This window comes from Variovorax sp. ISS6 (assembly GCF_056523145.1).
In genome coordinates, this window is the sequence record NZ_JAWRZC010000001.1 from 6,217,922 (window position 1) to 6,236,221 (window position 18,300).

The window sequence follows — 18,300 nt, forward strand, 5'->3', positions numbered from 1 at the left end:
GGATGTTCCTGCTGGCGTGACTCTGGCGCATTGGCTGATCATGTCCGATGGGCCTTTTGTCCCATCGGCCCTCCTTTGTACACACAGAACATTAGCAACGCTTGTCGATAGTAACGCCAAGCGTTACTATTCGTCCTCATGACAATCCAGAGCTTCAAATGCGAACAGACTCGCCAGCTGTTCGAGGGCGGCCGGGTTGCTCGCTGGGTGAATATTCAGACCGTCGCGATGCGAAAGCTGGCCATGCTGAATGCCGCTGTCGTTCTCGGCGATCTGCGCATTCCGCCGCAGAACCGATTGGAAGCACTGGCCGGCGACCGCAAGGGACAGCACAGCATCCGCATCAACGACCAGTGGCGCGCTTGCTTCAAATGGACCGCCGCGGGTCCCATCGAAGTGGAGATCGTCGACTATCACTGAGTTCGCGACCGACCTCGCCGGCTTGACGAGGCCCTGTTCAACCTCATCTGCTACGCAGGAAGACACCATGACGCGCCAAGTACCCTACCCGCACCCCGGCGAGATCCTCGCCGCGGAGTTCCTGGAGCCGATGGGCATCACCGCCTACCGTCTCGCCAAGGCGATCCACGTGCCGCAGACGCGCGTGGCCGCCATCATCGCCGGCACCCGCGGCATCACGGCCGATACCGGCCTGCGCCTGGCACGTGCATTCGGCGTGAGCGACGAGTTCTGGATGAACCTTCAGCGCGACTATGACGCCGCGCAGGCGCGCGATGCGCTCGGGGATGAGTTGAACGAGATCGAGCCCCTGACCGCTTGATGGAGCGTACCGACTTAACGCAGCCTGACCACCACACGGGCCCGTGTCGCATCGAGGCGCCATCGCAACACCGTGGCCTTAAAACCCTGCATCGAACGCTGAAACGCGCATTTCGGGTTGCCCTCGCGATGACGCAGTGCAACAATCCTGCATCTTCACTTCGGAGCCTCGTGCGTGGACAGTGCCAGTTGGATCAGTGACCAGACGCGTGCCGTGGCATGCGCGGCACACCCGGCTCCGTAGCGCAGGCTTCTTGCGCGCCGCGGCCGACGTGCCCGCGGCGTGATGCCTGCCCTCCCCGGCAGGCTCTCCCTCCCCCGACATCCGTTTCGTCACTGGCGTCTCTTTGCCAGCCAGCGTGGTCCATGCCACGAGGTCCTCTCGCCCGTCACGGGTCGAAGGAGCCTTGTCATGCGTCAACTCGTTCTTCATCGCCAGCCCCTGCATCGTGGCCACGTCGCCACGCATGACGCCGACCCGCGCGCCGCGTCGGCGCGCCAGCCCGCGGCCGACGTGCTGCAGCCCGAGGCCGACCAGGAGCTCGACAAGTCCGCTTCGTTCTGGAGCACGCGGCGCATCCGCTGCTTCCTGCTGCTGGTGCCGGGCCAGGGCAGACGTTCGTAGCGCCTGTCCACCGGCACGTCGCACCGACCGTTGCATTCGAACGAAGCACCGCGCTTCCATCCACCCATCTTCACGGAGGCCTCATGGACCCAGACCCTCGCTGGCGCCGCTGCGCGCCTCCCCTGCCTGACCGCGCCATGCGCCGGTCGGCCTTCATCGCCATGAACCATCCGCGGCACACCGAGCCGCGAAGGACCGTCACCTCCGGCTGACCCGCGGGAGGTTCTCCTTCGCGCGCCCCGTTGCGCGCATCGCCAGGAGAACTTCGAATGAACCGCCAACAATGCCTGCGGCCCGCCACCAAGGCCGCCCTCCTCGTCCTCATGGTCCGCCTTGCAGGCGACCCGCGTCCTCCACGCCACGAAGGAGAAGGCGCATGAAGAACGTCTTCAAGTCCTTCTTCGAAAGCTTCCTGCGCAGCCGCCGCATGCTGCATCACTTCGAGCGCTGGCAGACGCTGCTGGGCTCGAAGCCGGTGGGCACCGCCTCGGCCGCGATGCCGCCCGAGATCGCGAACGCGCTGAGCGCCGCCTCGCTGGCCGATGCAAGCGACATGCTCGCGCAGCTCGACAGCTCGCCCCAGGGCCTGAGCGAGGAACACGCCACCGCGCTGCGCAAGCGTCTGGGCGGCAACGAGGTGAACCACGAGAAGCCGCTGCCGTGGTGGACCCACCTGTGGCAGTGCTACCGCAATCCATTCAACCTGCTGCTGACCGTGCTCGCGCTGGTCTCCTACGTCACCGAGGACATGAAGGCCGCGGTGGTGATCGGCAGCATGGTGGTGCTGTCGACGGTGCTGCGCTTCCTGCAGGAGTCGCGCTCGAACAAGGCGGCCGACGAGCTCAAGGCGATGGTCAGCAACACCTCGACCGTGCTGCGGCCCGAGGAAGGCACGGGCGGCGCGCTGCGCATCGAGGTGCCGATGCGCGACCTGGTGCCCGGCGACCTGATCGCGCTGTCGGCCGGCGACATGATCCCGGCCGACTGCCGGCTGCTCTCGGCCAAGGACCTGTTCATCAGCCAGTCGGCGCTGACCGGCGAGGCGATGCCGGTCGAGAAGTTCGCCAGCGTGCCCGCCACCGGCAGCACGAGCGGTGTGCTCGAGCGCGACAACCTGCTGTTCATGGGCACCAACGTGATCAGCGGCACCGCGACCGCGCTGATCGTGCACACCGGCGCGCGCACCTTCTTCGGCGCGCTGGCGCAGCGCGTGAGCGCCACCGACCGCGGCACCACGGCCTTCCAGGCCGGCATCAACCGCGTGAGCTGGGTGCTGATCCGCTTCATGCTGGTGATGGCGCCGCTGGTGCTGGTGATCAATGGCGTGACCAAGGGCGACTGGTGGGAGGCGGCGCTGTTCGCGCTGTCGATCGCGGTCGGGCTCACGCCCGAGATGCTGCCGATGATCGTGACCGCCACGCTCGCCAAGGGCGCGGTCGTGATGTCGCGCCAGAAGGTGATCGTCAAGCGCCTCGAGGCGATCCACAACTTCGGCGCCATGGACGTGCTGTGCACCGACAAGACCGGCACGCTGACGCAGGACCGCATCGTGCTCGAGCGCCACACCAACGCCTGGGGCGAGGGCTCCGACCACGTGCTGCAACTGGCCTACCTCAACAGCTTCCACCAGACCGGCCTGAAGAACCTGCTCGACAAGGCGGTGCTGAGCCATGCGCAGATGCAGCTCGACACGCGGCTGCAGACCGACTGGCGCAAGCTCGACGAAGTGCCCTTCGACTTCTCGCGCCGCCGCATGTCGGTGGTGGTGGCCGGCAGCGACGCGGCCGAGGAACACCTGCTGATCTGCAAGGGCGCGCTCGAGGAAGTGCTGGCCGTGTGCAGCGCGGTCGAGCGCGGCGCCGAGGTGCTCGCGCTCGACGCGGAGGTGCTCGCGCGCATCCACGCCGTGGCCTCGGAACTCAATGCCCAGGGCCTGCGCGTGGTGGCCGTGGCCAGCCGCGCGCTGCGCGGCGAGGAGCGCCGCGCCGCCTACGGCGTGGCCGACGAGGCCGGCCTCACGCTGCTGGGCTACGTGGCCTTCCTCGATCCGCCGAAGGAATCGACCGCGCCCGCGCTGCGCGCGCTGGCCGAGCACGGCGTGGCGGTGAAGGTGCTGACCGGCGACAACGAGCTCGTGACGCGCAAGGTCTGCGCCGACGTCGGCATCGAGGCCGGCCGCATGGTGCTGGGCCACGAGGTCGAGCGCATGAACGAGGCCGAGCTGCGCCAGATCGTCGAGAAGCGCCAGGTCTTCGCCAAGCTCACGCCCGCGCACAAGGAGCGCATCGTGCAGGCGCTGCATGCCAACGGCCACGTGGTCGGCTTCATGGGCGACGGCATCAACGACGCGCCCGCGCTGCGCGCGGCCGACATCGGCATCTCGGTCGACGGCGCGGTGGACGTGGCCAAGGAATCGGCCGACATCATCCTGCTCGAGAAGAGCCTGATGGTGCTCGAGCAGGGCGTGGTGGAGGGCCGCCGCACCTTCGCGAACATGCTCAAGTACATCAAGCTCACCGCGAGCTCGAACTTCGGCAACGTGTTCTCGGTGCTGGTGGCGAGCGCCTTCCTGCCCTTCCTGCCGATGCTGCCGCTGCACCTGCTGGTGCAGAACCTGCTGTACGACGTGTCGCAGATCGCGATCCCGTTCGACAACGTCGACGAGGAGTTCCTGCGCAAGCCGCAGAGCTGGAACCCGGGCGACCTGGGGCGCTTCATGGTGTTCTTCGGTCCGCTGAGCTCGGTGTTCGACATCCTGACCTATGCCGTGATGTGGTTCGTGTTCGCCGCCAACTCGCCCGAGCACCAAACCCTGTTCCAGTCGGGCTGGTTCGTCGAGGGACTGCTCTCGCAGACGCTGATCGTGCACCTGATCCGCACGCGCCGGATTCCTTTCCTGCAAAGCCGCGCGGCCTGGCCGCTCTTGATCATGGGCGCGGCGATCGCGGCCGTGGGCATCTGGCTGCCGATGGGCCCGGTGGCGCACTACTTCAAGCTCGAGGCGCTGCCGCTCGGCTACTTCCCGTGGCTCTTGCTGATGCTCGGTGGCTATGCGGCGCTGGTGCAGGCGGTCAAGGGCTGGTACGCGCGGCGCTACGGCTGGCAATGAGCCGATGACGACAGGAGGGGGTGGCGGTTGTCACATGCCGCCGCTACCCTGGTTCGCGAACGACGAGGAGGAGATCCGCATGGAAGCAATACAGAACTTCAACCTGCCTTCGCTGCTCGACACCCTGCTGAGCGTCTTCACGGCCTTCCTGCTGGGCTCGCTGATCGGCTTCGAGCGCCAGGTGCGCCAGCGCACCGCCGGGCTGCGCACCAACACGCTGGTGGCCGTGGGCGCGGCCGTGTTCGTCGACATGGCCAACCGCCTGCACGGCCACGACGGCGCAGTGCACGTGGCGGCCTACGTGGTCTCGGGCATCGGCTTTCTCGGCGCGGGCGCGATCATGAAGGAAGGCGCCAACATCACGGGCCTCAACACCGCGGCCACCCTGTGGGGATCGGCCGCCGTGGGCGCCTGCGCGGGCGCCGACCTGATCGGCGAGGCCGTGATCGCCGCGCTGTTCGTGCTCGCGAGCAACACCCTGCTGCGGCCCGTGGTCAACCGCATCAACCGACAGCCGGTGAAGGAGGAGTCGGGCGAGGCCAGCTACACCGTGCGCGTGATCTGCACGCGGGCCTCGCGGCCCGAGGTGATGGACCAGGTGCTGCTGCTGCTCGAGGAAGCCAACTACCCGGTGCGCGACGTCGACCAGCATGCCTTCGGCGCCACCGACACCGAGATCGAGGCCACGCTCTATGCGACCGCGGTCGAGGCCGAGGAGCTCGACCGGGTGGTCGCGGAGCTCGAGGCCCTGGAGGGGGTGCAGCAGGCGTTCTGGAACGCGAGCGCGGAGGACTGAACGCGCCCCGGTCGCCGGAAAGCGCAGCGAACGCACTATCCTGTGCGCTCACGCCGCTCCCCAGGACCGCCATGGACAGACCGCCGATCCCCGATGCCGCATCGACCGCCCGCCCCGCGGCCGCGGTGCGCGCGGGCTCGACGCCCGGCGCATCGAAGCTGCTGGTGCTGGACCTGGACGAGACCTTGATCCACGCGCGGGAGACGCCGCTCGACCACCCGGAAGACTTCCGGGTGGCGGGCTACCACGTCTACCTGCGGCCGCATCTCGCGGACTTCCTGGCCCGCATGTTCGAGCGCTTCGAGGTCGGCGTGTGGACTGCCTCGGGCGAGATCTACGCCACCCAGGTCGTGGAGCGGATCTTCCCGCCCGGCAAGCTGGCCTTCCTCTGGTCGAGCAAGCGCTGCACCACCACCCGCGACTGGATCACGGGCGGCTACCAGACCGTGAAGAACCTGCAGAAGCTCAAGTCGCGCGGCTATCCGCTCGAATCGATCATCGCCGTGGACGACACGCCCGCGAAGTACGCGCGCAGCTACGGCAACCTGGTCACGGTGCGCGAGTTCCTCGGCGAGCGCGAAGACGCCGAACTGCCGCTGCTGGCGCAGTACCTGCTGCAGCTGGCCGATGTGCCGAACGTGCGCGCGGTCGAGAAACGCAATTGGCGCGGGCGCGTCGGGTTCGATGCGACTTCGCGTGCGTCGCTGGATGGCCATGGCTGATTCATCGAAGGCACCGAGGTGACGCGCGGCACCAAGTACGCGCTGCGCTCCGACGTGATGTTTCTCTGACGATCTCCCTTGCGCGGCGCGCCATGAAAAAAGCGGCATCGCCTTCCAGCGATGCCGCCCTCTTCGAGACAGCGGATCGAAGCGTCGCGCTCAGACGCCGAGGATCGACACCGCCTTGGTGTTGAGGTAGGCCTCGAGCGCCTCCGGGCCGCCTTCCGAGCCGTAGCCCGAGTCCTTCACGCCGCCGAACGGCATCTCGGGCGACGGGGTCGCGGGCTGGTTGACCCACAGCATGCCGAGTTCGAGTTTCTGGCTCAGCAGGTGCGCGTTCTTGATCGACTTGGTGAACGCGTAGCCGGCCAGGCCGAAGGGCAGGCGGTTGGATTCGGCGATGGCCTCGTCCAGCGTGTCGAAGCCGCGGATGGCGGCGATCGGGCCGAAGGGCTCGTTGTTGAACACGTCGGCGTCCAGCGGCACGTCGGTCAGCACGGTGGGGGCGAAGAAGTTGCCGGCATCGCCGACGCGCTCGCCGCCGGTGGCGATGGTCGCGCCCTTCTTGCGGGCGTCGTCGAGCACATGCGCCATGGCCGTGAGGCGGCGCGCATTGGCCAGCGGGCCCAGGGTGGTGCCATCGGCCAGGCCGTCGCCGAGCTTCAGGCCTTCGGCGTGCTTGACCATGGCCTTGGCGAATTCCTCGCGGATGCTGTTGTGCACCAGGAAGCGGGTCGGCGAGATGCAGACCTGGCCCGCGTTGCGGAACTTGGCGGCACCGGCGGCCTTGGCGGCCAGCGCGACGTCGGCGTCCTCGGCCACGATCACCGGGGCGTGGCCGCCCAGCTCCATGGTCACGCGCTTCATGTGCTGGCCGGCCAGGCCGGCGAGCTGCTTGCCGACGGGGGTCGAGCCGGTGAAGGTGACCTTGCGGATGATCGGGTGCGGGATCAGGTAGGCCGAGATCTCGGCCGGGTTACCGAACACCAGGCCGACGGTGCCGGCAGGAATGCCGGCGTCGACGAAGGCCTGCAGCAGGGCGGCGGGCGACGCGGGGGTCTCCTCGGGCGCCTTCACGAGGAAGGAGCAGCCGGTGGCCAGCGCGGCGCCGAGCTTGCGCACGACCTGGTTGATCGGGAAGTTCCAGGGCGTGAAGGCGGCCACGGGGCCCACGGGCTCCTTGATGACCAGCTGTTGCGCCGCGAGGTTGCGCGAGGGAACGATGCGGCCGTAGACGCGGCGGCCTTCGTCGGCGAACCATTCGATGATGTCGGCGGCGGCCAGGGTCTCGCCCTTGGCTTCGGCCAGCGGCTTGCCCTGTTCCTGCGTCAGCAGCTTGGCGATGTCGCCGGCGCGTTCGCGGATCAGGCCGGCGGCGCGGCGCATCACGGCGGCGCGCTCATGGGCCGGGGTGTTGCGCCAGGCGTCGAAGCCGCGCTGGGCGGCGGCCAGGGCGCGGTCGAGGTCGGGGATGCCGGCATGCGCCACCTTGCCGATGACCTGGCCCGTGGCCGGGTTCACCACGTCGAGGGTCTTGCGGCTGGCGGCGTCCACCCATTCGTTGTCGATCAGCAGGCGGGTGTCGGTATAGGAGGAGGCGGTCATGGCGAGCTTTTCCTTCGGCAGGGGATGGGAGTGGAAACGGGGAGTTCGGATGGCGGCACGGCGCCCCGAAAGGCGCGTGCGGCTGGGCGGCAGCGGGCTGCCGGGGCGCATAGGTTAACCCGAGTCGGGGATGCGCGCAGGACGGTGCCGCTCCTTCCCCCGCTGGGGGAGGGAGACGTCTCGGTTATCGATGGGGCTGCGCGCCACCGCATCGCATCGCATGAAACGGCGGATGCATCCGAAGACGGGAGCGGACTTCCGGACGCAGAGGACGCGAAGGTTGCGCGAAGGACGCAAAAGGAAGGCAAGAAAAATTTGAATTTCTCTTTCGCGCCCTTTGCGAAATCTTCGCGTCCTCTGCGTCCGGCTGTTGGTGTTCTATTTCAGAGCACCAGCAGCGCCCGGAAGTCGTTGACGTTGGTGTGCGTCGGCCCGGTCACGAACAGGTCGCCGATGGCGTCGAAGTAGCCGTAGGCGTCGTTGCGGTCGAGGTGATCGGACAGCTTGCGGCCCGCGTTGGCGGCGCGCGCCAGGGTGTCGGGCGTGACGTAGGCGCCGGCGTTGTCCTCCACGCCGTCGATGCCGTCGGTGTCGGCCGCCAGTGCCCACACGTCGACCTGGCCCAGCAGCGCGCCCGCGAGGCCCATGCAGAACTCGCCCGCGCGTCCGCCCCGGCCCTTGGCCTGGCCGGGTTGGCGCGGCCGGATGGTGACGGTGGTCTCGCCGCCCGAGAGGATCACGCAGGGCCTGGCGAACGGCGCGCCGCGCTGGGCCACGGCGCGCGCGAGCGCGGCATGCACCTTGCCGACCTCGCGCGATTCGCCTTCCATCTCGTCGCTGAGGATGTGGGCCTCGATGCCGGCCGCGCGCGCGGCCGCGGCGGCCGCCTCGAGCGACTGCTGCGGCGCGGCGATCATGTGGGTCTCGTGGCCCTGGAACACGGCATCGCCGGGCTTGGGCGTCTCGAGCGCGCCGCTCTCGAGCTGCGCGCGCACCGGCGCCGGCACCTCGATGCGGTAGCGGTCGAGGATGGCCAGCGCATCGGCGCAGGTGGTGGCGTCGGGCACGGTGGGGCCGCTCGCGATCACGGCCGGGTCGTCGCCGGGCACGTCGCTGATGGTGAGCGTGACCACGCGCGCCGGCGCGCAGGCCGCCGCGAGCCGGCCGCCCTTGATGCGCGAGAGGTGCTTGCGCACGCAGTTCATCTCGCCGATGTGGGCGCCGCTGTCGAGCAGCTGCTTGTTGATGCGCTGCTTGTCGGCCAGCGTCAGGCCCTCGGCCGGCAGCACCAGCAGCGAGGAGCCGCCGCCCGAGATCAGGCACAGCACGAGGTCGTCGGCGGTCAGGCCCTCGGTCAGCGCGAGGATGCGCTCGGCCGCCTGCTGGCCGGCCGCGTCGGGCACGGGATGCGCGGCCTCGACGATCTCGATGCGGCTGGGCAGCCCCTCGGGCCGCGGCGGGATGTGGTCGTAGCGCGTGACCACCAGGCCCGACAGCGGCGCGTCGGCCGGCCACAGCGCCTCGAGCGCCTGCACCATCGAACCGCCGGCCTTGCCGGCACCGAGCACCAGCGTGCGGCCCTTGGGCGGCTTGGGCAGGTGCGCGCCCAGGGTGGACAGCGGCAGCGCGCGGTCGACCGCGACGCGGTAGAGGTGTTCGAGGAAGGCGCGCGGCGCCTGGCGGGGATCGGGAGCGGTCGCGTCTTGCAGCGAGGGGGTCGGGGTCTTGGCGGTCATGGGTGGCGTTGTCTCCGGGGCCTGCATTTTGCGGCGAACCGAGGTCCGCCCTCTTGACCGCGGTCTAGTTCGTCGTCTTTGCGCCGCCCTGGAACCAGCGGCCGATCAGTGCACGCTCCTCGTCGGTGATCGAGGTGGCGTTGTTCATCGGCATGATCTTCGTGACCACCACCTGCTGGTAGATGGCCTGGGCGTGGGCGCTCACCTGCTCGGGCGAGTCGACGCGCACGTTCTTCATCTGCACGCTCGCGCCGTGGCACATGTAGCAGCGCTGCTCGAGCACCTTCTGCACGTCCTGGTAGGCCACGGCCGGCGCGCTCGGCGCGGCGGCGGCCACGGGGGCGGCGGGCTCGGGCTTCATCCAGACGATGGTGAGGCCCAGCACGGCCACGCCGACCATCGCATAGGGCAGCGGGTTGCGCGCGTTGCCGAGCTTGAAGCGGTGGCGCACCACGAAGAACTGCCGGATCGCCGCGCCGCCGAGCATGATCAGCAGCAGCACGATCCAGTTGTACTTGTGGGTGTAGGTGAAGCTGTAGTGGTTGCTCAGCATCGCGAACAGCACCGGCAGCGTGAAGTAGGTGTTGTGCACGCTGCGCTGCTTGCCGCGCTGGCCGTGCACCGGGTCGACCGGGCGGCCTTCGCGCAGGGCCTGCACGTTCTTGCGCTGGCCCGGGATGATCCAGAAGAACACGTTGCCGCTCATGGTCGTGGCCATCATGGCGCCGACCAGCAGGAAGGCCGCGCGGCCCGCGAACCACTGGCAGGCCAGCCAGGCCGCGAAGGCCACGAAGATCGCGACCAGCACGCCGACGATGGTGTCGCCGTTCTTGCGCCGGCCGAACAGCTGGCAGATGCTGTCGTAGACCATCCAGAACACGACCAGGAAGGCCAGCGCCACGGCGATCGCCGCGCCCGGCTGCCAGTCCATCTTCGACTTGTCGATCAGGTAGGTGCTGGCGTTCCAGAGGTACGACATGGTGAAGAGCGCGAAGCCCGTGAGCCATGTGGAGTAGCTCTCCCAGTACGACCAGTGCAGGTGGTCGGGCAGCTTCTTGGGCGCCAGCAGGTACTTCTGCATGTTGTAGAAGCCGCCGCCGTGCACGGCCCACTGCTCGCCGCCCACGCCCTTGTCGAGCGATTCCTGGTCCTGCGGCTTCTCGAGGCTGTTGTCCAGCATCACGAAGTAGAAGGAGGCGCCGATCCAGGCGATGGCGGTGATGACGTGGACCCAGCGCAGCAGCAGGTTGGCCCAGTCGAGGTAGTAGCTTTCCATGAGGTGCTCTCTCAATCCGCTCGGCGCGGGGGAACGCCGGGCGCGGATGTCTTCGTCCTGCTCACCACTGCGGGCGCTGTAAGCAGAGAAAGTGCCGCGAACGCAGGCTCCGGGTGGGCCTCGCTCCGCTGCGGCAGATACTTGTGGACTGAAAGTGTATACAGTTTTGGCGTGGGGCGGCGTGGTTTTTTGCGGAGCCGGTGCCGGGAAAACCCTCTTCGTGCACCGAAGCGCCCGGCTCAGCCCAGCGATTGCAACAACTGTGCCGCCACCGCGACCGCGATCACCTCGGGCTCCTTGCCCGTGATGCCCGGCACGCCGATCGGACAGGTGATGCGCGCCAGCTCGGCCGCCGTGAAGCCGCGCGCCTCGAGCCGGTGGCTGAAGGTGGCCCACTTGGTCTTGCTGCCGATCAGGCCGATGTAGGGCAGGTCGTCGCGCTCGCGCAGGCGGCGCAGGCAGGCGATCACGATGTCGAGGTCCTCGGCATGGCTGAAGCTCATGATGAGCACGCGGCTGCCGGGCGCGAGCGAGGCCACCGCGTCCTGCACCGGCTCGGAATGCTCGGTCTCGACCTGGGCGGGCAGTTCTTCGGGGAACACGCCGTCGCGGCTGTCGATCCAGCGCACCGAGAACGGCAGGCCCGCGAGCAGCCGCGCGATCGCCGCGCCCACATGGCCGCCGCCGAACAGCGCCACCGGCCGCAAACGCTCGACCAGCGCGCGCCTCAGCTCGGGGATGTCGGTGGCCGAGACGCGCCGGAACGAGAGGAACACCACGCCGCCGCAGCACTGGCCCAGGCTCGGGCCCAGCGGATAGCGCTGGATGCCCTCCATCGCGCGCGCGCCGGCCAGCAGCTCGCGCGCTTCCTGCGTGGCCTGGAACTCGAGCTGGCCGCCGCCGATGGTGGCCGTGAGGCCCTCGGCCCAGACCGCCATCCAGGTGCCGGCCTCGCGCGGCGCCGAGCCCTGCGTGGATTCGACGCGCACCAGCACCGCGTCTTCGTCGCGAAGACGGGCCAGCAGTTGGTCGACCGCGCCGTTCATGAGGGATACCTTCGGTTGCCGGCGAGTGAGGGACTCACGGTATAAACCCGGCGATGAATTTTCAGCCCACGACGCGCCGCCTTGCCCTGGCGGTGTCTTTCCTCGCCGCACTCTGGCTCGCCGGATGCGGCACCACCGGTTCGGTGCCCGGTCAACTGAGCAAGGCCACCGCCGAACCCGGCGCCAGCGGCCGGCCGGCGCCGCGCGCATCGAATGCCACCAGCGCGCGCGACTACCGGCGCGACGCCGCGCGCCATGTCTACGACCTCAACAGCCGCCGCATCTATGGCGGGCAACTGCCGCCGGTGCTCTACGCGGTCGGCACACTGCAGGTCAGCCTCGACGGCAGCGGCCGCGTGGTCTCGCTGCACTGGCTGCGCGCGCCCCAGCATGCGCCCGAGGTCATCGCCGAGATCGAGCGCACCGTGCTGCAGGCCGCGCCCTTCCCGGCCGCGTCGCGGCTCGGGCCGGTCGTGTGGACCGACACCTGGCTCTGGGACAAGAGCGGGCGCTTCCAGCTCGACACGCTGACCGAAGGGCAGCTGCAGCAGTAGCGCCCCCGCCGCTCCCCGGACGGGGAGCGGCGAAAAGCCTCCGACAGTCACGCTGTCGGCGTTCACGACCCCCGGTAGGTCGAATAGCTCCACGGGCTCACCAAGAGCGGCACGTGGTAGTGCTGGTCGGCATGCGCCACGCCGAAGTCCAGCGACACCTTGTTGAGGAAGTTCGGCTCGGGCAGCGCCACGCCGCGCGCCTTGAAGTACCCCGCCACGTCGAACACCAGCCGGTAGGTGCCGGTCTTCAGCGTGCTGTTGTCGTAGAGCGGGCCGTCGCTGCGGCCGTCGGCGTTCAGCGTGAAGCGCTTGACCAGCGTGGCGGCATCGCCCTCGGTGGTGAAGAGCGCGACCTCCATGCCGGCCGCGGGGCCGCCATGCATCGTGTCCAGTACGTGGGTGCTCAGGCCCATGGGAGTTTCCTTCGGTCGGTCAGGTGAGAGTGCGGGATATTCCGGTGGACAAAAGTGTATACAGTTGTCGGCTTTCGGTCTATCATGAAAAACATGGAGTCCTCCACCACCCGTTCGATCGTCGATGCGCTCACCCGCGCGATCGTCGACCACCGGCTTCAGCCCGGCACCAAGCTGGCCGAGCAGAAGCTGGCGGACCATTTCGGCGTGTCGCGCACGCTGGTGCGCCAGGCGCTGTTCCAGCTCGCGCAGAACAAGCTGATCCGGCTCGAGCCCGCGCGCGGCGCCTTCGTGGCGGCACCCGCGGTCGACGAGGCCAAGCAGGTGTTCGCCGTGCGCCGCATGCTCGAGGCCGAGATGACGCGCGAGTTCGTGCGCACCGTCACGCCGGCCAAGATCAAGGCGCTCAAGGAACACGTGGCGCTCGAGAAGTCGGCCGTGTCGGGCGAGGACGTCTCGGGCCGCACCGAGCTGCTCGGCGACTTCCACGTTCGCATGGCCGAGCTCATGGGCAACCAGGTGCTGGCGCAGATCCTCGGCGAGCTGATCTCGCGCTGCGCCCTCATCACGCTCATGTACCAGAGCACCAGCGCCGCCGAGCATTCGAACGACGAGCACGCCGACATCGTCAAGGCGCTGGCCGCGCGCGACGAGGAGCGTGCCGTGCGCCTGATGACCGAGCACCTGCAGCACGTCGAGGCCAACCTGGTGTTCGACCGCAAGGTGCCCACCAGCGACATCTCCCTCGCATTGTCCTGACCCCTTCCACCATGACCGTCTACGACACCACCCTGCCCTACCCGCGCGACCTCGTCGGCTACGGCCGCAACCCGCCCCATGCGCAGTGGCCCGGCAACGCGCGCATCGCGGTGCAGTTCGTCCTCAACTACGAGGAAGGCGGCGAGAACGCCACGCTGCACGGCGACGCCGGCTCGGAACAGTTCCTCTCGGAGATGTTCAATCCCGCGAGCTATCCCGACCGCCACATCAGCATGGAAGGCATCTACGAATACGGCTCGCGCGTGGGCGTGTGGCGCCTCTTGCGCGAGTTCGAGAAGCGCGGCCTGCCGCTCACCGTGTTCGGCGTCGGCATGGCGCTCGAGCGCCATCCCGAGCTCACGGCCGCCTTCAAGGAACTGGGCCACGAGATCGCCTGCCACGGCTGGCGCTGGATCCACTACCAGAACATCGACGAGGCCACCGAGCGCGAGCACATGCGTCTGGGCATGGAGGCGATCGAGAAGCTCACGGGCGAGCGCGCCCTGGGCTGGTACACCGGCCGCGACAGCCCGCGCACGCGCCGCCTGGTGGCCGACTACGGCGGCTTCGAGTACGACAGCGACTACTACGGCGACGACCTGCCGTTCTGGATGAAGGTGCGCAAGAGCGACGGCAGCACCGTGCCGCAGCTCATCGTGCCCTACACGCTCGACTGCAACGACATGCGCTTCGCGCTGCCGCAGGGCTACTCGCACGCCGATCCCTTCTTCCAGTACATGAAGGACAGCTTCGACGCGCTCTACGCCGAGGGCGACGAGGCGCCGAAGATGATGAGCATCGGCATGCACTGCCGCCTGCTCGGGCGCCCGGGCCGCATCGTGGCGCTGCAGCGCTTTCTCGATCACATCGCCAGCCACGAGCGGGTGTGGGTCTGCCGCCGCGTCGACATCGCGCGGCACTGGAAGAAGACCCATCCGTTCGAAGCCTCTTCCCAAGCCTCGCAAGCTTGATCCGTACGGAGGACACACACGCCATGAGCCTGACCATCGAACAACTGAACGCCGCGGGCGCCGACGAAGCCGTCGCGCTGCTCGACGGCACCTACGAGCACTCGCCGTGGATCGCGCGCCAGGCGCTGGCCGCGCGCCCATTCCGTTCGCTGCAGCACCTGAAGTACGCGCTCGCGCAGGCCGTGAACACGGCCACCAGGGAAGAGCGCCTGGCCCTGATCCGCGCCCACCCCGAGCTCGCGGGCAAGGCGATGGTCAGCAAGACGCTGACGGCCGAGTCGACCAACGAGCAGGGCAAGGCGGGCCTTACCGACTGCACGCCCGAGGAGTTCGCGAAGATCCAGCGGCTCAACGCCGACTACAACGCGAAGTTCGGCTTCCCCTTCATCCTCGCGGTGCGCGGCCCGCGCGGCACGGGCCTGTCCAAGCGCGAGATCATCGACACCTTCGAGCGCCGCGCCTACAACCATCCCGACTTCGAGCTCGCCGAGGCGCTGCGCAACATCCACCGCATCGCCGAGATCCGCCTGAACGACAAGTTCGGCACCGAGCCGGCGCTCGGCAACCACGTGTGGGACTGGCAGGAGGCGCTCGCGGTGCACAGCGACCCGGGCTTCGCCGAGAAGGGCCAGCTCACCGTGACCTACCTGACCGACGCGCACCGCGCCTGCGCCGCGCAGATCGCGCGCGAGATGCGCGAGGCCGGCTTCGATTCGGTGGAGATCGACGCGGTCGGCAACGTGGTGGGCCGCTACGAGGGCGCGACGCCCGATGCGAAGACGCTGCTCACGGGCTCGCACTACGACACCGTGCGCAACGGCGGCAAGTACGACGGCCGGCTCGGCATCTTCGTGCCCATGGCCTGCGTGCGCGAGCTCAAGCGCCAGAACCGCCGCCTGCCCTTCGCCTTCGAGGTGGTGGGCTTCGCCGAGGAGGAAGGCCAGCGCTACAAGGCCACCTTCCTCGGTTCGGGCGCGCTGATCGGCCACTTCAACCCGGCCTGGCTCGACCAGAAGGACGCCGACGGCATCACCATGCGCGAGGCGCGCGCCCATGCGGGCCTGCGCGAGGAAGACATCGCCAAGGCGCAGCGCGATCCCTCGAAGTACCTGGGCTTCGTCGAGGTGCACATCGAGCAGGGCCCGGTGCTCAACGAGCTCGACATCCCGCTGGGCATCGTGACCTCGATCAACGGCAGCGTGCGCTACGTGGGCGAGGTGATCGGCATGGCCAGCCATGCGGGCACCACGCCGATGGACCGCCGCCGCGACGCGGCCGCGGCCGTGGCCGAGCTGATCCTCTACACCGAGCAGCGCGCCGCCAAGGATGGCGACTCGGTCGGCACCGTCGGCATGCTCGAGGTGCCGAGCGGCTCGATCAACGTGGTGCCCGGGCGCTGCAAGTTCAGCCTCGACCTGCGCGCGCCCAACGACGCGCAGCGCGATGCGCTCGCCGACGACGTGGTGAAGGCGCTGCAGGACATCTGCGAGCGCCGCGGCGTGCGCCACACGCTCGAGGAGACCATGCGTGCCTCGGCCGCGCCGAGCGCGCCCGAATGGCAGCAGCGCTGGGAACGCGCGGTCGATTCGCTCGGCGTGCCGCTGTTCCGCATGCCCAGCGGCGCCGGCCACGACGCGATGAAGCTGCACGAGGTGATGCCGCAGGCCATGCTGTTCGTGCGCGGCATCAACTCCGGCATCAGCCACAACCCGCTCGAATCGAGCACCAACGACGACATGGAGCTGGCGGTGCAAGCCTTCCAGCATCTGCTCGACAACCTGAACGGCGCGCCGAGCGCCGCCTGAACCCCATGACCGACTACGCAAAGCTCGACGCCTGGATCGACGCCCACTTCGACGAGGAAGTGAAGTTCCTGCAGCAACTGGTGCAGGTGCCCACCGATACCCCGCCCGGCAACAACGCGCCGCATGCCGAGCGCACTGCCGAACTGCTCGAGGGCTTCGGCCTCGTGGCCGAGAAGCACGCCGTGCCCGCGCAGGACGTGAAGGACTACGGCCTCGAATCGATCACCAACCTGATCGTGCGCCGCAGGTACGGCAAGGACGGCGACGGCGGCCGCACCGTGGCGCTCAATGCGCACGGCGACGTGGTGCCGCCCGGCGAGGGCTGGACCCACGACCCCTACGGCGGCGAGATCGCCGACGGCTCGCTCTACGGCCGCGCGGCCGCCGTGAGCAAGAGCGACTTCGCGAGCTTCACCTTCGCGCTGCGCGCGCTCGAAGCAGTAGCGAAGCCGACCAGGGGCGGCGTCGAACTGCACTTCACCTACGACGAGGAATTCGGCGGCATCCTCGGCCCGGGCTGGCTGCTGAAGAACGGCCTGACCAAGCCCGACCTCATGATCGCCGCGGGCTTCAGCTACGAGGTGGTCACGGCCCACAACGGCTGCCTGCAGATGGAAGTGACGGTGCACGGCAAGATGGCGCATGCCGCCATTCCCTCCACCGGCATCGACGCGCTGCAGGGCGCGGTGAAGATCCTCGAGGCGCTCTATGCGCAGAACACGCTCTACCAGCAGGTCAGCTCGCAGGTCGAGGGCATCACGCACCCCTACCTCAACGTCGGCCGCATCGAGGGCGGCACCAACACCAACGTCGTGCCCGGCAAGGTCGTGTTCAAGCTCGACCGCCGCATGATCCCCGAGGAGAACCCGGTCGAGGTCGAGGCCTCGATCCGCCAGGTCATCGCCGACGCGGCCGCCTCGTTCCCGGGCATCACGGTCGAGATCAAGCGCCTGCTGCTGGCCAATTCGATGAAGCCGCTGGCGGGCAACAAGCCGCTGGTCGAGGCGATCCAGAAGCATGGCGGCGAGCTGTTCGGCGAGCCGATCAAGGCCATGGGCACGCCGCTGTACACCGACGTTCGCCTCTATGGCGAGGCCGGCATTCCGGGCGTGATCTACGGCGCCGGCCCGCGCACCGTGCTCGAGTCGCATGCCAAGCGCAGCGACGAACGCGTGGTGCTCGAGGACCTGCGGCGCGCGACCAAGGTGATCGCGCGCACGCTGAGCGACCTGCTGGCCTGAGTCTCAGGCGGCCACGCGATACCGCCCCGGCGCCACCCCGAAGCAGCGCCGGAACCAGCGCGAGAAATGCGCCTGGTCGGCGAAGCCGCATTCGGCCGCCACGTCCTTCAGGGCCACGCCCTCGCGCAGCAGCGCCTTGGCGCGGCCGATGCGCGCATGCCGCGCGTAGTGCGCGGGCGTCATGCCCACGGCCTCGCGGAAGGCACGCTGGAAGTGCTCGCGCGACACGCCCATGCGGCGCGCGAGCGCGGCCGGGTCGACGCGGCAGGCATCCTCCCCGGCGAGCAGCGCGCAGATCTTCGCCACGCGCGCATCGGGCGCCGGCGGCTGCAGCGCCATGAGTTCGGGGCCGGCCTGGGCACGCAGGATGCGCTCGACCAGGCGGGCGATGCCCGCGCCGTCCGCTGCCGTGGCGGCGGCAGCGAGGGCCCCGGCCAGTTCCGAATCGGGCAGCACCTTGCGCCGCAAGGCACCGCGCGAATCCGCCGGCCAACCCAGCCGCGCCGCGACCCAGCCGTGCGGCACATAGAGCATCACCATGCGGAAGCTGCGCCGGCTCACGCCCGCGGTGTGCAGCATGTAGGGCGCCATCAGCACCAGCTCGCCCGCATGGGCCACGAGCGCCTCGCCATCGCAGGTGAACTCGCAGTGGCCCTCGAGGATGGCGCCCACGCTCCATTCGGGATGCCAGTGCGGCGCGAAGCGGGCGCGCGGCTCGGCCGCGAACAGCGCCTCCACGCGCAGGCCCTCGCCCGAGGGCAGCACGACCAGGCGGGAGGACGGCGGCGGCGCGGCGACGGCGGTCATCGCGCGAGGGTAGCGCAGCAGCGCCCTCGACACGATCGCCGCGGGCATCGGCTTC

At 69.1% G+C, this 18,300-nt stretch carries 17 protein-coding genes; 11 read left to right on the forward strand and 6 right to left on the reverse strand.

Annotation, left to right across the window (positions count from 1 at the left end; all coding sequences use genetic code 11):
- Nucleotides 1-138 precede the first annotated feature (138 nt).
- From AC1HIL_RS28645 to AC1HIL_RS28670, 6 genes are all read left to right on the forward strand, one after another.
- Nucleotides 139-420 (forward strand): type II toxin-antitoxin system RelE/ParE family toxin, encoded by a 282-nt coding sequence (locus AC1HIL_RS28645; protein WP_057596541.1) that lies wholly within the window; start codon nucleotides 139-141, stop codon nucleotides 418-420.
- Between the two features lie 67 nt (nucleotides 421-487).
- On the forward strand, nucleotides 488-781 hold the full coding sequence (locus tag AC1HIL_RS28650; RefSeq protein WP_208512678.1) for a HigA family addiction module antitoxin: 294 nt from the start codon (nucleotides 488-490) through the stop codon (nucleotides 779-781).
- 411 nt (nucleotides 782-1,192) lie between these two features.
- Nucleotides 1,193-1,405, forward strand: a complete 213-nt coding sequence (locus AC1HIL_RS28655) for a hypothetical protein (RefSeq protein WP_479670590.1) — start codon at nucleotides 1,193-1,195, stop codon at nucleotides 1,403-1,405.
- 376 nt (nucleotides 1,406-1,781) lie between these two features.
- Nucleotides 1,782-4,514 (forward strand): magnesium-translocating P-type ATPase, encoded by a 2,733-nt coding sequence (mgtA, locus tag AC1HIL_RS28660; RefSeq protein WP_479670591.1) that lies wholly within the window; start codon nucleotides 1,782-1,784, stop codon nucleotides 4,512-4,514.
- A 79-nt stretch (nucleotides 4,515-4,593) separates the two neighbouring features.
- Nucleotides 4,594-5,310, forward strand: coding sequence for an MgtC/SapB family protein (locus AC1HIL_RS28665; protein WP_479670592.1), 717 nt, complete (start codon nucleotides 4,594-4,596; stop codon nucleotides 5,308-5,310).
- Nucleotides 5,311-5,381: 71 nt separating this feature from the next.
- The gene (locus tag AC1HIL_RS28670) at nucleotides 5,382-6,032 is read left to right on the forward strand and encodes an HAD family hydrolase (protein ID WP_082322063.1); all 651 of its coding nucleotides are present in this window, start codon (nucleotides 5,382-5,384) and stop codon (nucleotides 6,030-6,032) included.
- Between the two features lie 159 nt (nucleotides 6,033-6,191).
- On the opposite strand, the gene AC1HIL_RS28675 is transcribed toward AC1HIL_RS28670, so the two are convergent.
- The 4 genes from AC1HIL_RS28675 to xdhC all read right to left on the reverse strand — a co-directional run bounded on the left by AC1HIL_RS28675 (nucleotide 6,192) and on the right by xdhC (nucleotide 11,695).
- A complete protein-coding gene (locus tag AC1HIL_RS28675; protein WP_057596537.1) occupies nucleotides 6,192-7,637 on the reverse strand; it encodes an NAD-dependent succinate-semialdehyde dehydrogenase in 1,446 nt (481 codons plus the stop codon).
- 383 nt (nucleotides 7,638-8,020) lie between these two features.
- Nucleotides 8,021-9,373: a glycerate kinase type-2 family protein gene (locus AC1HIL_RS28680; RefSeq protein ID WP_422096156.1), complete on the reverse strand. Its 1,353-nt coding sequence runs from the start codon at nucleotides 9,371-9,373 to the stop codon at nucleotides 8,021-8,023.
- Nucleotides 9,374-9,437: 64 nt separating this feature from the next.
- A complete protein-coding gene (locus AC1HIL_RS28685; RefSeq protein ID WP_057596535.1) occupies nucleotides 9,438-10,649 on the reverse strand; it encodes a urate hydroxylase PuuD in 1,212 nt (403 codons plus the stop codon).
- 239 nt (nucleotides 10,650-10,888) lie between these two features.
- Nucleotides 10,889-11,695 (reverse strand): xanthine dehydrogenase accessory protein XdhC, encoded by an 807-nt coding sequence (xdhC, locus tag AC1HIL_RS28690; protein WP_479670593.1) that lies wholly within the window; start codon nucleotides 11,693-11,695, stop codon nucleotides 10,889-10,891.
- A 53-nt stretch (nucleotides 11,696-11,748) separates the two neighbouring features.
- Between xdhC and AC1HIL_RS28695 the strand changes: the two genes are divergently transcribed.
- Nucleotides 11,749-12,249, forward strand: a complete 501-nt coding sequence (locus tag AC1HIL_RS28695) for a hypothetical protein (RefSeq protein WP_261210794.1) — start codon at nucleotides 11,749-11,751, stop codon at nucleotides 12,247-12,249.
- A 62-nt stretch (nucleotides 12,250-12,311) separates the two neighbouring features.
- Here the strand turns inward: AC1HIL_RS28695 and uraH are convergent, their stop codons facing one another.
- Complete coding sequence (gene uraH / locus AC1HIL_RS28700) at nucleotides 12,312-12,662, reverse strand: hydroxyisourate hydrolase (RefSeq protein ID WP_203202341.1); 351 nt, start codon at nucleotides 12,660-12,662, stop codon at nucleotides 12,312-12,314.
- An 84-nt stretch (nucleotides 12,663-12,746) separates the two neighbouring features.
- Here uraH and AC1HIL_RS28705 point away from each other — a divergent pair, with 84 nt between their 5' ends.
- From AC1HIL_RS28705 to AC1HIL_RS28720, 4 genes are read left to right on the forward strand one after another with little or no spacing between them, the layout of a single operon-like run.
- A complete protein-coding gene (locus tag AC1HIL_RS28705) occupies nucleotides 12,747-13,421 on the forward strand; it encodes a GntR family transcriptional regulator (protein ID WP_057596531.1) in 675 nt (224 codons plus the stop codon).
- A gap of 11 nt (nucleotides 13,422-13,432) precedes the next feature.
- Nucleotides 13,433-14,392, forward strand: a complete 960-nt coding sequence (gene puuE / locus AC1HIL_RS28710; RefSeq protein ID WP_479670594.1) for an allantoinase PuuE — start codon at nucleotides 13,433-13,435, stop codon at nucleotides 14,390-14,392.
- Nucleotides 14,393-14,415: 23 nt separating this feature from the next.
- Nucleotides 14,416-16,197, forward strand: coding sequence for a 2-oxo-4-hydroxy-4-carboxy-5-ureidoimidazoline decarboxylase (gene uraD, locus AC1HIL_RS28715; protein WP_413762624.1), 1,782 nt, complete (start codon nucleotides 14,416-14,418; stop codon nucleotides 16,195-16,197).
- A 5-nt stretch (nucleotides 16,198-16,202) separates the two neighbouring features.
- Nucleotides 16,203-17,438 carry a M20 family metallopeptidase gene (locus AC1HIL_RS28720; protein ID WP_093340503.1) on the forward strand — a complete coding sequence of 412 codons (1,236 nt, stop codon included), beginning with the start codon at nucleotides 16,203-16,205 and terminating at the stop codon, nucleotides 17,436-17,438.
- A gap of 3 nt (nucleotides 17,439-17,441) precedes the next feature.
- Here the strand turns inward: AC1HIL_RS28720 and AC1HIL_RS28725 are convergent, their stop codons facing one another.
- Entirely contained in the window at nucleotides 17,442-18,293 is an 852-nt protein-coding gene (locus AC1HIL_RS28725; protein ID WP_479672787.1) for a helix-turn-helix transcriptional regulator, read from the reverse strand.
- Nucleotides 18,294-18,300: the final 7 nt, after the last annotated feature.